The sequence below is a fragment of the Bradyrhizobium sp. CCBAU 53421 genome (assembly GCF_015291625.1).
Taxonomy (GTDB): domain Bacteria; phylum Pseudomonadota; class Alphaproteobacteria; order Rhizobiales; family Xanthobacteraceae; genus Bradyrhizobium.
Genome location: NZ_CP030047.1, coordinates 8,664,696 through 8,678,605, shown reverse-complemented (window position 1 = coordinate 8,678,605; position 13,910 = coordinate 8,664,696). Strand labels below are relative to the sequence as shown.

General features: G+C 65.0%; 11 protein-coding genes. 7 read left to right on the top strand and 4 right to left on the bottom strand.

The features are described from left to right. Positions 1–178: 178 nt before the first annotated feature. Complete coding sequence (locus tag XH92_RS40185; protein ID WP_194456964.1) at positions 179–1,537, bottom strand: aromatic ring-hydroxylating dioxygenase subunit alpha; 1,359 nt, start codon at positions 1,535–1,537, stop codon at positions 179–181. A gap of 112 nt (positions 1,538–1,649) precedes the next feature. Between XH92_RS40185 and XH92_RS40180 the strand changes: the two genes are divergently transcribed. Further along, the gene (locus XH92_RS40180) at positions 1,650–2,435 is read left to right on the top strand and encodes an IclR family transcriptional regulator C-terminal domain-containing protein (protein WP_194456963.1); all 786 of its coding nucleotides are present in this window, start codon (positions 1,650–1,652) and stop codon (positions 2,433–2,435) included. Between the two features lie 5 nt (positions 2,436–2,440). On the opposite strand, the gene XH92_RS40175 is transcribed toward XH92_RS40180, so the two are convergent. After that, positions 2,441–3,349 (bottom strand): helix-turn-helix transcriptional regulator, encoded by a 909-nt coding sequence (locus tag XH92_RS40175; protein ID WP_194456962.1) that lies wholly within the window; start codon positions 3,347–3,349, stop codon positions 2,441–2,443. A 169-nt stretch (positions 3,350–3,518) separates the two neighbouring features. Here XH92_RS40175 and XH92_RS40170 point away from each other — a divergent pair, with 169 nt between their 5' ends. The 4 genes from XH92_RS40170 to boxB all read left to right on the top strand — a co-directional run bounded on the left by XH92_RS40170 (position 3,519) and on the right by boxB (position 9,646). Continuing rightward, positions 3,519–5,072, top strand: a complete 1,554-nt coding sequence (locus XH92_RS40170; RefSeq protein ID WP_194456961.1) for a benzoate-CoA ligase family protein — start codon at positions 3,519–3,521, stop codon at positions 5,070–5,072. A gap of 292 nt (positions 5,073–5,364) precedes the next feature. After that, complete coding sequence (locus XH92_RS40165; RefSeq protein ID WP_194456960.1) at positions 5,365–6,171, top strand: alpha/beta fold hydrolase; 807 nt, start codon at positions 5,365–5,367, stop codon at positions 6,169–6,171. A 176-nt stretch (positions 6,172–6,347) separates the two neighbouring features. After that, entirely contained in the window at positions 6,348–8,036 is a 1,689-nt protein-coding gene (boxC, locus tag XH92_RS40160; RefSeq protein WP_194456959.1) for a 2,3-epoxybenzoyl-CoA dihydrolase, read from the top strand. 158 nt (positions 8,037–8,194) lie between these two features. Next, positions 8,195–9,646 (top strand): benzoyl-CoA 2,3-epoxidase subunit BoxB, encoded by a 1,452-nt coding sequence (gene boxB, locus XH92_RS40155; protein ID WP_194456958.1) that lies wholly within the window; start codon positions 8,195–8,197, stop codon positions 9,644–9,646. A gap of 352 nt (positions 9,647–9,998) precedes the next feature. On the opposite strand, the gene XH92_RS40150 is transcribed toward boxB, so the two are convergent. Together XH92_RS40150 and XH92_RS40145 are read right to left on the bottom strand one after the other, a co-directional pair. Next, positions 9,999–10,799 (bottom strand): SDR family oxidoreductase, encoded by an 801-nt coding sequence (locus XH92_RS40150; protein ID WP_194456957.1) that lies wholly within the window; start codon positions 10,797–10,799, stop codon positions 9,999–10,001. Between the two features lie 168 nt (positions 10,800–10,967). Continuing rightward, positions 10,968–12,026, bottom strand: coding sequence for a polysaccharide deacetylase family protein (locus XH92_RS40145; RefSeq protein ID WP_194456956.1), 1,059 nt, complete (start codon positions 12,024–12,026; stop codon positions 10,968–10,970). 170 nt (positions 12,027–12,196) lie between these two features. On the opposite strand from XH92_RS40145, the gene XH92_RS40140 reads away from it, so the two are divergent. Continuing rightward, the gene (locus tag XH92_RS40140) at positions 12,197–13,591 is read left to right on the top strand and encodes an OmpA family protein (RefSeq protein WP_194456955.1); all 1,395 of its coding nucleotides are present in this window, start codon (positions 12,197–12,199) and stop codon (positions 13,589–13,591) included. Positions 13,592–13,593: 2 nt separating this feature from the next. Further along, a complete protein-coding gene (locus XH92_RS40135) occupies positions 13,594–13,890 on the top strand; it encodes a hypothetical protein (protein ID WP_194456954.1) in 297 nt (98 codons plus the stop codon). Positions 13,891–13,910 lie beyond the last annotated feature (20 nt).

Genomic DNA, 13,910 nt, shown 5'->3' with positions numbered 1-13,910 from the left:
CCTTCGCTTCTCCCTCGCCCCGCTCTTCGCGGGGAGAGGGTCGGGGTGAGGGGCTCTCTCCGTCGATTCGATTTATCGATGGACCTGTACCCCCTCACCCGGATCGCTGACGCGATCCGACCTCTCCCCGCAGGCGGGGCGAGGTGCAGGATGCTGAGCTGCGCGACCGAGGCCATCATCACTCCGCCGCCGTCAGATGGTGCACCTTGCCGGCGATCTCGCGCGGCACTGGAGCGGCCCACGGTGCGCCGCGGCGGCGCTTGACGTCGACCTCCATCCAGTAGAGCTCCCAACCCAGCGTCGGCCCGATGCCATCCATCGTCGCCGGGCCCTGGATGCTGCGCGCCGAAGCGCCGTCGAGGAACAGCATCGGTGTCTGCCCGCCCTCCACTTTCTCGATCTCTTGCCGCAGCAGGCGGCGATACTGCACGATCGCCTTGTCGCTCTGGCCGAGATGCTCGCTGGTGCGATCCTGGATCGCCCCCATCGATTCCACGGCCCACTGGTCGTGAACGTTGATGTCGGTGCCCATGCCGGTATAGGTCTCGGTCGCCTGCTCGTGCGGATCGAAGCCGTAATCGTTGCTCTTGTTCTTGCGCGACTTGTAGTCGGGCAGGGTATAGAGCTCGAGCCGCTGGTCGCGCATCTTCTGCTTGTCGACCGGCGCCGCGTAGCTGGTGAAGATCGCGTACCAGTAGCAGTTCTCGTCATCGACCGGCACGTGCCATTGCGTGATCGTCATCTCGGTCGACATCGGAATCACGAAGCCGTGCGGGAACAGCTGGTTGGTGACGCGGACATGGGTGCGCTCGTCGTCGAGCTGGCGCAGCGCGATCAGGCGCAGGCCGTATTCGGTGTGCTCGACATTGATGATCGGGCGATCGTATTCGCGCAGGATCTTGGTCATCGGCATGTCGCTGCCGGCGGAGGCGCCGCGGAATTGCTTGCCGTAGGCCGCCGAGGTGTCCTCGTCCTCGAAGAAACGATGCAGGAAGGAGGCGTGCGCCGGATCGATGCCGACCTCGAGCGCCTGCAGCCAGTTGCAGTTCATGTGGCCCTTGAACGCGAACGTGTGACTGCCGGGCGCGACGAAGCAGTCGAGTTCCGGAAATGCCGGTGGCGCGCCTTCGCCGAGATAGGCCCACAGGATGCCGCTCTTCTCCACCACCGGATAGGAGCGCTGCTTGATGCCCTTGCAGAGCTGCGAGCCGGCGGGCTCGGCCGGGATCTCGATGCACTGGCCTGACGTGTCGAACAGCCAGCCGTGGAAGGCGCAGCGCAGCCCGCCATTCTCGAGCCGGCCGAAGGCGAGGTCGGCGCCGCGATGTGCGCAGTGCCGATCGATCAGCCCGTAGCTTCCGTCCTCGCCGCGGAACAGCACCAGGTTTTCGCCGAGCAGCCGCACCGGCCGGACCGGGCGCGGCCCTTCCAGCTCGTCGACCAGCGCCGCCGGCTGCCAGTACATCCGCATCAGCTTTCCGCAGGGGTCCTTGCGGTTGGTGCGGGTGATCAGATCGTTCGCTTCCTGGCTCATCATGGCGGCGTCTCCCGAATTTGGATTTGTTCGCCTATTGAACGAATGTGCGAATTATGCCATGTCTGTTTTGGACAGCAAGCGCAATTTTTGAACCGTTCAAAGCCGAGCCCCCATGCCCAAGCTGAAGCGGACCGATCAGGACGAGCGCGCCACCGACTTCGTCGAGGCGCTCGATCGCGGCCTGCGGCTGTTGCAGGTGTTCGGCACCGTTACGGGTCCTGCGACCTTGAGCGACCTGGCGCGCGCCGCCGATTTGCCGCGCGCCACCGCGCGCCGCATCCTGTTCACGCTGGCGCATGGCGGCTTCGTTGCGACTGACGGCAAGCTGTTCACGCTGACGCCGCATGTGCTGACGCTGGCGGGCTCGTTCCTGCAATCCAACCAGGTGGTGACGGTGCTGCAGCCGGTGCTCGACCGCATCGCGACCGCAGCACAGGAGATCGCCTCGCTGGCCCTGCTCGACGGTGACGACGTCGTGTTCGTCGCGCGCTCGAGCCCGACGCGGGTGTTCTCCGCCGGCCTCGACATCGGCTACCGGCTGCCGGCGTTCTGCACCTCGGTCGGCCGCGCCATGCTCGGCCGGCTCGATGATGAAGAACTGGCGGCACGGCTGAAGGCGATGCGCCGCGATCCGGTGACGCCGCAGACGGTCACCGATCCGAAGAAACTGCTCGCCACCATCATCGCCGATCGCGCGCAGGGCTACTCGCTGGTCGACCGCGAGGCCGAGCCGCATTTCCGCTCGATCTCGGTGCCGGTGCGCCGCTACGACGGCACCATCGTCGCCGCCATCAACATGGGCGCGCACGTCGATCGGGTGCCAGCCAGGGAATTGATCGATCGCTTCCTGCCGCTGCTGCGCGACGGCGCCGATGATGTGAAGAGCCGGCTTCTTTAGCGGGGCTACAGCGCCACGCTGCGCAGACCAAAACTGCGCGCCTCGTTCTGCAGCACAGGCCGCACCGAATCGATCAGCCGCGCGGCGGCGGCGTCGACAGAGAGGCCGGCGGTGTCGACCACGGCCGAGGCGCGGGCATAGAGCGGCTCGCGGCTGACCAGGATGTTGCGCAATTCCGCCATCGCCGAGCGATCGTCGGCCATCGGGCGCAGATCGCCCTGGCGGCGGACGCGGGCCATGTGCTCTTCCGGCTCGGCTTTCAGCCAGATCGTGTAGAACGACGACAGGATCAGGTCGAAGGTCAGCGCCTCGGAGACGATGCCGCCGCCGGTCGCCAGCACCATCAATTCCTTCCGCGCGAGCAGTTGCGTCAGCGCGGCCTGCTCCATGCGGCGAAAGCCTTCTTGGCCGTACAATGCGATGATCTCGGCGACCGAGAGACCATTCTGCGCCTCGATCTCCTTGTTGAGCTCGACGAAGCTCCAGCCGATCTTCTTCGCCAGCATCCGCCCGAGCGTGGTCTTGCCGGCGCCGCGCAGGCCGATTAGCGCGATGCCGGAGAACGAGGCGCCGCGCGGTGCAAGCGGGCTGCTGCCGGCGAGCATGTCCTTGGCCTGCGCGATCTGGTTCGGCGTGGCCTTGCGCAGGAGATCGCGCATCACGGCCCAGTCCGGAACCGGCTCGCTGGAGGGGATCAGGTCTTCGAGATGCGCGCCCATCGCGCCTGCGACACGGCGCAGCAGCACGATCGAGACATTGCCTTTGCCGCTCTCGAGCTGGGCGATGTAGCGTTCGGAAATGCCGGAGACCTTGGCGAGCACCTTGCGCGACATGCCACGGAGCGCGCGCATGGTGCGCACGCGCTGGCCGAGCTGTTCGAGGAAGTCGGTTTCCGGATCGTTGGCTGCGGTCATGATCCCCGTGCGACGCGCGTGGTCCTGGCTGAATCAGGTCCGATGGTCTAGGAAACATAGTGCCGATGAGGATTGACAGCAAGCCGATCTGGTGGCTTTGTATGAATTATAATTCTTAAATTGACGGGGAGAGGGCAGGCGCGATGTGCCTGTGCCTGAGGAGCGGGCCATGACTTACAACGCAGTCTCCTGGCTGCTCGACCGCAATGTCGATGAAGGCCGCGGCGACAAGGTCGTGTTCGACGACACGGTGTCGCAAATCACCTATGGCCAGTTGCAGCAGCAGACCCGGCGGGTCGGCAACATGCTGCGCCGGCTCGGCGTCCGCCGCGAGGAGCGGGTCGCCATGATCATGCTGGACACGGTCGATTTCCCGATCGTGTTCCTCGGCGCGATCCGCGCCGGCGTGGTGCCGGTGCCGCTCAACACGCTGCTGACATCGGAGCAGTTCGCGTACATCCTCGGCGATTGCCGTTCGCGCGTGCTGTTCGTGTCCGAGGCCTTGCTGCCGGTGCTGAAGGATGCAATCCCCCTGCTGCCTGATCTCGAACATGTCGTGGTCTCCGGCAAGGATGCGCAGGGTCACAAATTGCTTGCGGACGAGCTGGCACGCGAGAGCGACAAATTCACGACCGCGCCGACTCATCCTGAAGAGCCTGCATTCTGGCTCTATTCGTCGGGGTCGACCGGCATGCCCAAAGGCGTCCGGCATCTGCAAGCCAGCCTGCAGGCGACCGCCGACACTTACGGCAAGCAGGTGCTCGCGGTCAGGGAGGACGACGTCTGCCTCTCGGCGGCAAAGCTGTTCTTCGCCTATGGGCTCGGCAACTCGCTGACGTTCCCGATGTCGGTTGGTGCCAGCACGGTGCTCAATTCCGCGCGGCCAACGCCGGCGCTGATGTTCGAGCTGATGAACACATACAATCCGACCATCTTCTACGGCGCGCCGACGCTGTTTGCCGCGATGCTCAACGACGAGGCGTCAAAGGGCGCGCGCGCCGGGACACGGTTGCGGATCTGTGCGTCCGCCGGCGAGGCGCTGCCGGAATCCGTCGGCCATAGCTGGAAGTCGCGGTTCGGCGTCGACATCCTCGACGGCATCGGCTCGACCGAGCTGCTGCACGTCTTCCTTTCGAACGCGCCCGGCGACATCAAATACGGCACGTCCGGCCGTCCCGTTCCCGGCTACAAGGTTCGTCTGGTCAGCGATGCCGGTGACGATGTGCCGGACGGCGAAGTCGGTGAGCTCCTGGTCGAGGCGCCATCGGCCGGCGAGGGCTATTGGAACCAGCGCAACAAGAGCAAGAACACCTTTCAGGGGCATTGGACCCGCACCGGCGACAAATATGTCCGCAACGAAGACGGCCGCTACACCTTCTGCGGCCGCGCCGACGACATGTTCAAGGTCTCGGGCATCTGGGTCTCGCCGTTCGAGGTCGAGAGCGCGCTGATCACCCATCCCGCGGTGCTGGAAGCCGCGGTCGTGCCGGAGGCCGATCCGGAAGGGCTCTTGAAGCCGAAGGCCTATGTGGTGCTGCGTGCAGGCAGTGCGACCGACAATCTCTTCGAGGCGCTCAAGGAGCACGTCAAGCAGAAGATCGGCCCGTGGAAATATCCGCGCTGGATCGAGGTGGTTGACGATCTACCGAAGACCGCGACCGGGAAGATACAGCGATTCAAGTTGCGCGACGGTGAAGGCGTGAAGCACTGGGGGAGCCGGTGAGTGGTCGCATGCAAGAGAGCCTCGGTGACGTGCGTTCCGGTGAGGTGAGCACTCCGGTGGGGCTCCCTCCCCCCTTGCGGGGGAGGGTTGGGGAGAGGGGTAAGCCCCAAGCGCTGACGTCAAAGATCGAGCGGCGCCATATCAACGAACATTGCAATGCCGTCACTAGGCGTGTCGCTATCCGTCATACAGCGGAGCAAGCGGCACCCCTCTCCCTGCCCCTCCCCCGCAAGGGGGGAGGGAATGAGAGAGCTGAGGCCGCCTCACTAGCAAACCGGGAACGGAGCTTCACATGACCATTGTCCCCGCAGGCTTCCTCAGCATCGACGGCGCCGATCTCGAATACCGCATGATCGGTCCGTCACCCGAAACGGCGCCGACCCTCGTGATGCTGCATGAAGGCCTCGGCAGCGTCGGGCTGTGGGGTGATCTCCCCGAGAAGCTGCAGGCGGCGACCGGCGCCGGCGTGTTCGCCTATTCGCGCGCGGGCTACGGCGCCTCGTCACCGGCGAAGCTGCCGCGCCGGGTCGACTACATGCACCGCGAGGCGCTCGACGTGCTGCCGAAGGTTCTCGATCGGATCGGCTTCCGCCGCGGCCTTCTGGTCGGCCACTCCGACGGCGCCTCGATCGCGGCGATCTATGCCGGCGCGCATCAGGATCATCGCCTGCAAGGTCTTGCTCTGATCGCGCCGCACTTCATCGTCGAGGACATCTCGGTGCAGTCGATCGCCGAGATCAAGACGGCGTATGAGACCACCAATCTGAAAGAGAAGCTCGCGCGCTGGCACAAGGATGTCGACAATGCCTTCCGTGGCTGGAACGACGCCTGGCTCGATCCGTCATTCCGTGACTGGGATATCTCCGATTATCTCGCTTACATCCGCGTGCCCGTGCTGATCGTGCAGGGCGCGGACGATCAATACGGCACCATGCGTCAGGTCGAAATCGCCCAGGACGAGTGCTACTGCCCGGTCGATGTCGTGGCCATCGACGGCGCCGGCCACTCGCCGCATCGCGAGGCGCCCGTTGTGACGCTGGAAGCAGTCACTGAATTCGCCAGAGCGGCGCTGCGCGACGACCCGGCCCTGGCGGCCTGACTTTTGGTGCCGATGCCAGGCCATTGGCCCGGCGAGCGAATTTCGGTAACATGAAACAAAATGCATGTTTTTGCGTTTTGAACTAGACGAGGTCAAAAACATGCATTATTGTGCATGAAGACCTCGACGACGAACCTACAAACGAACAACAGCAAGACAACAGATAAGGGTGGTCCATGGCTGGTGACGATCGCGTCCTTGCAGGCGGGGCGAAGTACATCGACTTCCAGACCGAGCCGTCGCGCTACCGGCACTGGAAGCTCGACATCGCCGGCGACGTCGCGACGCTGACCATGGACGTCGACGAGAACGGCGGCCTGTTCGAGGGCTACCAGCTCAAGCTCAACTCCTACGATCTCGGCGTCGACATCGAGCTTGCGGACGCCGTGCAGCGGCTGCGCTTCGAGCATCCCGCGGTGAAGGTCGTGGTGATGCGCTCGGGCAAGAACCGGGTGTTCTGCGCCGGCGCCAATATCCGCATGCTGGCGGGCTCGACCCATGCTCACAAGGTCAACTTCTGCAAGTTCACCAACGAGACGCGCAACGGCCTGGAAGATTCCAGCGAGAATTCAGGCCAGAGCTTCATCACCGTCGTCAACGGCACCGCGGCCGGCGGCGGCTATGAGCTGGCGCTCGCGACTGACCACATCATGATGGCCGATGACGGCGCCGCCGCCGTCGCGCTGCCGGAAGTGCCGCTGCTCGCGGTGCTGCCGGGCACCGGCGGGCTCACGCGCGTCGTCGACAAGCGCAAGGTGCGCCGCGACCACGCCGACTTCTTCTGCACCATCGAGGAAGGCATCAAGGGCAAGCGCGCGGTGCAGTGGCGGCTGGTCGATGAGATCGCGCCGAACTCCAAGCTCGAGGGCAAGCTCGCCGAGCGCGTCAAGGAATTCGCCGCCAAGTCGAAGCGCAACGGCGCGGGCAGAGGCATCGCGCTGGCGCCGCTCACGCGCACCATCGACGACAGCGCCATCCGCTACGGCTTCGTCAGCGTCGACATCGATCGCGCCGCCCGCATCGCCACCATCTCGATCAAGGCGCCGGAAGCCGCCGCGCCCGCCGACATCGACGGCATGATCGGGCAGGGCGCTTCGTTCTGGCCGCTGCAGGTCGCCCGCGAGCTCGACGATGCGATCCTGCATCTGCGCATCAACGAGCTCGAGATCGCGATGCTGGTGTTCAAGAGCCATGGCGATCGCGTCAACGTCGTGTCCTACGACACGTTCCTGGAGGCCAACAAGGCGCACTGGCTGGTCAACGAGGTCAGGCACTACTGGAAGCGCGTGCTCAAGCGCATCGACGTCACCTCGCGCACGCTGGTGACGCTGGTCGAGCCCGGCTCCTGCTTTGTCGGCACGCTGGCCGAGCTCGTGTTCGCCGCCGACCGCTCCTACATGCTGATCGGCCAGAAGCAGGGCGACAACCGTCCGCCGCCGGCGATCGAACTGACGGCGATGAATTTCGGGCCCTATCCGATGAGCCACGGCCTGACCCGGCTGCAATCGCGCTTCCAGGCCGACCCGTCGGATCTCGAGCGCGCGCAAGGCGCGATCGGCAAGGCGCTCGACGCGGAGGAGGCCGAGGAGCTCGGCCTCGTCACCTTCGCGCTCGACGACATCGACTGGGACGACGAGGTCCGCGTGTTCTTCGAGGAACGCACCTCGTTCTCGCCCGACGGCCTCACCGGCATGGAAGCCAATCTGCGCTTCGTCGGCCCGGAGACCATGGAATCGAAGATCTTCTCGCGCCTCACCGCGTGGCAGAACTGGATCTTCCAGCGGCCGAACGCGGTCGGTGAAGACGGTGCGCTGCGCCGCTACGGCACCGGCCAGAAGGCGCAATTCGATATGACCCGGGTCTAGGAGATTTCGCCGTCATCCTGAGGTGCGAGCGCAAGCGAGCCTCGAAGGATGATCGGAGGGCAAGAACGCCGAACAGCATCCTTCGAGACGCGCTGCGCGCTCCTCAGGATGACGGCAGAGCAAGATGCGATGCGAGCCAGGATGAAAAGGAGCACGCCATGAACATGAACATCATGAACGTCGATTACTCGACCAAGATTCCAAACAACGTGAATCTCGCCGAAGACCGCCAGGTGCTCAAGGCGCTGGAGGGCTGGCACCCCGGCTACATGGACTGGTGGAAGGACATGGGGCCGGACGGCTTCCAGGAATCGCTGGTCTATCTGCGCACCGCCTATTCGGTCGATCCGCGCGGCTGGGCCAAGTTCGACTACGTGCGGATGCCCGAATATCGCTGGGGCATCCTGCTTGCGCCGCAGGAAGAGAACCGCGTCATCCCGTTCGGCGAGGACTACGGCAAGCCGGCCTGGCAGGAAGTCCCCGGCGAGCACCGCGCCATGCTGCGCCGCCTGATCGTGATCCAGGGCGACACCGAGCCGGCCTCGGTCGAGCAGCAGCGCCACCTCGGGAAGACCGCGCCCTCGCTCTATGACATGCGCAACCTGTTCCAGGTCAATGTCGAGGAAGGCCGCCATCTCTGGGCGATGGTCTACCTGCTGCAGAAGTATTTCGGCCGCGACGGCCGCGAGGAAGCCGACGATTTGTTGCGCCGCCGCTCGGGTGACGCGGACTCACCGCGCATGCTCGGCGCCTTCAACGAAGCGACGCCGGACTGGCTGTCGTTCTTCATGTTCACTTACTTCACCGACCGCGACGGCAAGATGCAGCTACACTCGCTGGCGCAGTCCGGCTTCGATCCGCTGTCGCGCACCTGCCGCTTCATGCTGACCGAGGAAGCCCATCACATGTTCGTCGGCGAGACCGGCATCACCCGCGTCGTGCAGCGCACCTGCGATGCGATGAAGGAAGCCGGCATCACCGATCCCAACGACATCGCCAGGGTCCGGGCGCTCGGCGTCATCGATCTTCCGACCATCCAGAAGAAGCTGAACCTGCACTATTCGCTGTCGCTCGATTTGTTCGGCTCCGAAGTGTCGACCAATGCTGCCAATGCCTTCAACGCCGGCATCAAGGGCCGCTACAAGGAAACCACGATCGATGACGATCACCAGCTCAAGAACTCGACCTACCCGGTCATGAAGATGGTGGACGGCCAGATCAAGATGGTCGACGAGCCGGCGCTGACCGCGCTCAACATGCGGCTGCGCGACGACTACACGCAGGATTGCGTCAAGGGCATGCTGCGCTGGAACAAGGTGATCTCGACATCAGGCATCGACTACAAGCTCCATGTGCCGAACACCGCCTTCCACCGCCAGATCGGCGAGTTCAAGGACGTCCATGCGACGCCCGATGGCCTCCTGATCGACGACGCCACCTGGGCCCAGCGCAAGAACGACTGGCTGCCATCGACCGCTGACGGCGACTTCATCGCCTCGTTGATGAAGCCGGTAACCGAGCCGGGCGAGTTCGCCTCCTGGATCTCGGCGCCGAAGGTCGGCATCGACAACAAGCCGGGCGACTTCGAATATGTGAGGATCGAAAGCTGATCGCCATCTAGCAGTTCCTCTCCTCCCGGAGGGGCCGAAAAGGGGTGAGCCGAGAAGGTCCTGGCTTGCCCCTTTTCTTTTGTGAGATGTGCGTTCATTTCGTCATCACCGGCGAAAGCTTTCGCGGGTGATGACATTGAGGGAGCGGTAACGACGGTGGTCTAAGCCGCGCTGCCAATCAGCAGTGGCAACATCTCTCCGCACAACACACCGTCATCGCCCGGCTCGACCAGGCGATCCAGTATCCCAGTCAGTGTTTGAATCGAGAGGCCGCGGCGTACTGGATGCCCCGGTCGAGCCGGGGCATGACAGCGGTAGAATGGCGCCGATGGTCGATCGTGGCGATAGCGCGCTACCCCGCGATCTCCAACCCCGCCGTCGCGTAGACCACGCCGCCATCGACCGCGATGGTGTTGCCCACGACGTAGTCGCCGGCGCGCGAGGCGAGATAGATCGCGGTGCCCGCCATGTCCTCGTCGGTGCCGACGCGCTTCGCCGGCACGCGCTTGGCGACCTCGTCGGCGTGATCGCGCGCGGCGCGGTTCATGTCGGACTTGAAGGCGCCGGGCGCGATCGCGGTGACGTTGATGTTGTCCTTGATCAGCCGCGTCGCCATCCGGCGGGTCAGGTGGATCACCGCGGCCTTGCTGGCGGCGTAGGAATAGGTCTCCATCGGGTTGACGAAGATGCCGTCGATCGAGGCGATGTTGATCACCTTGCCCGGCTTCTCATGCGTCGCCGCCGCGCGAAGCGGCTTGGCCAGCGCCTTGGTCAGGAAGAAGATCGACTTGACGTTGAGATCCATCACCTTGTCCCAGCCGCTCTCCGGGAATTCGTCGAAATCCGCGCCCCATGCCGCGCCGGCATTGTTGACGAGGATGTCGAGCTTCGGCTCGCGCTTGATGATCTCGCCGGCGAGCTTGTCGCAGCCCTCGACGGTCGAGATGTCGATCGGAAGCGCGATGCATTCGCCGTCATAGGCGGCGGTGAGCTCCTGGGCGGTGGCTTCGCAAGGGCCTGCCTTGCGCGCGGTGATGTAGACCCTGGCGGCACCTTGCGCGAGGAAGCCGGCCGCGATCATCTTGCCGATGCCGCGCGATCCTCCGGTCACCAGTGCGACGCGGCCCTTCAGTGAGAATAGATCCTTGAACATGCGCTCCTCCATTGCGTTGCCGATGGTTCTGGGCGCGGCCGGGGATCGAGTCAAGAAGAGGGAAGGGATCGGTAGCCCGGATGCAGCGGAGCGAAATCCGGGAAAATGCTATCCGCGGATGCGACTGTCCCGGATTACGCTGCGCTGCATCCGGGCTACGCTTACACGTTACGCCGCGTCGATGCGGCGAAAACCGTTCCACACAGCGGTGGCGGCGCCTGAGGTCAGCACCGGCAAGAGCCGCGCGTCCTGGTAATTGCCGTTCAGCGAGACCCGCTGCAACGCGGTGAGATGGTCGGCGCTTTCAGGAAACAGCATGCCCGGCCGCGTCGTCACCGCGGTCCGGAAGCCGATCGATTTGGCGAGGGCGAATTCGCGCTGCCCGGCGGCGATCCGGTCGCCATAGGGATAGGCGAGATGCGCGACTTGCCGCTGCAGCGCGTCCTCGATCCGCGCCCGGCTGGTCGCGAGCTCGAACGATGCGATCGTGTCGCTCTGCTTGGCGAGATTGCAATGGGTGATGGTGTGTGCGCCGACGGTGACCAGCGGATCGTCGGCAAAGCCGCGCAATTCGTCCCAGGTCATGCAGAGCTCGCGCGCGATGCCGGCCTCGTCGACGCCGTGGCGGACGCACAGCGCTGAGATCTCGGCCTGCATCTCCTGCTCGCCCGGCAGCGACCGCAGCCAGTCGTGCATGCGGCCGAACGCCGTGCGCTTGGCCTGTGGCGTCGCGGTGTCGATCCGCGTCATGACGCCGGCGATCGGCACCTCGATCGCCGATGCCGCCGCGATGATCCGCTCCAGCGCGATCCACCACAATTTGCCGCAGCCCTCGGCGAAGTCGCTCGCGACGAAGACCGTGAACGGCGCGTCGAACTCGCGCATGACCGGCAGCGCGAAATCGCGGTTGTCGCGGTAGCCGTCGTCGCAGGTGAAGCAGGCGAAGCGCCGCGCGAAATTCCGTTCGGTGAGGCGGCGATGCGCCTCGTCCATGCTGACGACATCGACGTCGAGCGCGCGCAGATGCGCCAGCATCGCGCGCAGGAAGTCCGGCGTGACCTCGAGATGATGGTTGGGCTGGAACGCGTCGGGGCGCCGCGGGCGGACGTGATGCAGCATGAAGATGGCGCCGACCCCGGCGAAGATCGGCCGCAGCAGGATATGCGCACCCGAGAAATACAACGCCTCCATCCCGGCACGGATCACGGTGTTGCGGAGTTGTTTCATGAGGGGCACGGGCTGGCCGATTTGCATTCCGCCGCAAACTTAGCGAAAGACCACTGAAGAAACTGTTATCCCGGTCCAACATGGCACCCCGCCATGGCCTTTGATTTTGGGGTTTGACAGTCGGCCAAGGGTTTGTTTTCTCTCTGCTTCCCGACCCCGCAGGACGCTGAATGCACGGACTTTTCAAGTGGAGTAGCAAGTGGTGGCCGGGGGTGATTCCACTGGTCGTCCTGTGGGCTATCGCGGCCTGGACCTCAACGGCAACGGTCGAGGCGGACCTTGCTGCGCGCTCTAGTGCCGCACTCAAGGACACCGTGCTCGACAAGCGCCGCATCAGCGTCGACGGCCGCGACGTGACGTTTGCGGCCAACGCCTTCTCCGAGGACGGCCGTCTCAGCGCCGTGGCGTCGGTCGAAGCCGTGCCGGGCGTGCGGCTAGTCAACGACGAGACCCGGCTCGTTGCCGAAGCCAAGCCCTATGTGTGGTCCGCCGAACGCGACGTGGTGCGCGTCACGCTTGGCGGCAATGCGCCGCTGCCGGCAAGCAAGAACAAGCTGACCGAGGCCGCGAAGGCCAGCCTTGGCGGCGTCGAGGTGGTGGATCAGATGGCGCTCGCCCGCGGCGCGCCGTCGCGGTTCGACCCGGCGGCGCTGTTGCTGCTCGACCAGATCGGCAAGCTGAAGGAGGGCAAGATCACGCTGACCGACAACAAGGTCGCGCTTGCCGGCATGGCGCGCGAACTCGGCGGTCGCGAAGCGATCGCGGCAGCGCTGAAGAACCTGCCGGAAGGCTATTCGATCGCCGCCAACGACATCAAGGCGCCGCCTTACGTGTTCCAGGCCTACAAGGATCCGGTCGCGGTGACGCTGACGCTGACCGGCTACGTTCCCGACAACAACGTACATGCCGCGCTGGTCGCGGCCGCCGGCCGCAAGTTCTTCAGCGAGAAGGTGGTCGACAATCTCAAGGCCAGCATCGGTGCGCCATCCGGATTTGCGGCGGCGGTGGTGCCTGCGCTCGGCGCGTTGTCGCGGCTGTCGACCGGCACGCTCGTGGTGTCGGACCGCGAGGTGAAGCTATCGGGCGATGCGCTTTACGATGCGGCGGCCGGCCAGATCCGCGATGGGCTCGGCAAGGATTTTCCGCAGGGCTGGCAGTACAAGGCCGAGGTCACCGTCAAGCCGGCGGCGGCGCCGGTCGATCCGACGGTGTGCCAGCAGCTGTTTTCCGAAATCCTCTCCAAGGGCAAGATCCGCTTCGAGTCTGGCAAGGCCGACATCGTCCCCGACTCCGCCGGTCTGCTCGACCGCCTGATCGAGACCGCGATGCGTTGTCCCAATGCGACGATCGAAATCGCCGGCCATACCGACAGCGACGGTGAGGAGGCCGCCAACCAGGCATTGTCGGAGCGCCGCGCGCAGGCCGTGGTGGATTACCTCGTGCGCGCTGGCCTACCCGCCAACCGCTTCACGCCGATCGGCTATGGCAGCACGCAGCCTCTCGCCGGCAACGACAGTGAAGACGGCAAGGCGCAGAACCGCCGCATCGAATTCGTGGTGAAGTAGCGATGACCGTGCTCGCGACATTCTTCTGGGGTTGGCTGCTCGGCGCCGCACTGCTCGGCTTCGGCATGGGCTGGATCGCCGTGGTGCATCGGGCGCAGGCCCTCTCACGGGTCTGGATGATCTGGCTGGCGCTGCTCGCCGCCGCGCTGGTGGCGGCGTCGCTTGCGCGGGTCGTTCCCGGCCGCTTCGGCTACTGGCTGGACCTCTTCCTGGTCATGTTCGCACTCTACCTCGTCGGTTGCGCGATCGGCTCCTGGCTGCGCGACTGGGTGGTTTCACGCGGCAGGCGGGCGAGCTGACCTCCTAACCTTCGATCCGG

What these genes read in the sequence shown, in the direction of transcription:
- XH92_RS40185 (WP_194456964.1), bottom strand. Translation starts at nt 1,537, where the DNA reads ATGATGAGCCAGGAAGCGAACGATCTGATCACCCGCACCAACCGCAAG.
- XH92_RS40180 (WP_194456963.1), top strand. Translation starts at nt 1,650, where the DNA reads ATGCCCAAGCTGAAGCGGACCGATCAGGACGAGCGCGCCACCGACTTC.
- XH92_RS40175 (WP_194456962.1), bottom strand. Translation starts at nt 3,349, where the DNA reads ATGACCGCAGCCAACGATCCGGAAACCGACTTCCTCGAACAGCTCGGC.
- XH92_RS40170 (WP_194456961.1), top strand. Translation starts at nt 3,519, where the DNA reads ATGACTTACAACGCAGTCTCCTGGCTGCTCGACCGCAATGTCGATGAA.
- XH92_RS40165 (WP_194456960.1), top strand. Translation starts at nt 5,365, where the DNA reads ATGACCATTGTCCCCGCAGGCTTCCTCAGCATCGACGGCGCCGATCTC.
- boxC (WP_194456959.1), top strand. Translation starts at nt 6,348, where the DNA reads ATGGCTGGTGACGATCGCGTCCTTGCAGGCGGGGCGAAGTACATCGAC.
- boxB (WP_194456958.1), top strand. Translation starts at nt 8,195, where the DNA reads ATGAACATGAACATCATGAACGTCGATTACTCGACCAAGATTCCAAAC.
- XH92_RS40150 (WP_194456957.1), bottom strand. Translation starts at nt 10,799, where the DNA reads ATGTTCAAGGATCTATTCTCACTGAAGGGCCGCGTCGCACTGGTGACC.
- XH92_RS40145 (WP_194456956.1), bottom strand. Translation starts at nt 12,026, where the DNA reads ATGAAACAACTCCGCAACACCGTGATCCGTGCCGGGATGGAGGCGTTG.
- XH92_RS40140 (WP_194456955.1), top strand. Translation starts at nt 12,197, where the DNA reads ATGCACGGACTTTTCAAGTGGAGTAGCAAGTGGTGGCCGGGGGTGATT.
- XH92_RS40135 (WP_194456954.1), top strand. Translation starts at nt 13,594, where the DNA reads ATGACCGTGCTCGCGACATTCTTCTGGGGTTGGCTGCTCGGCGCCGCA.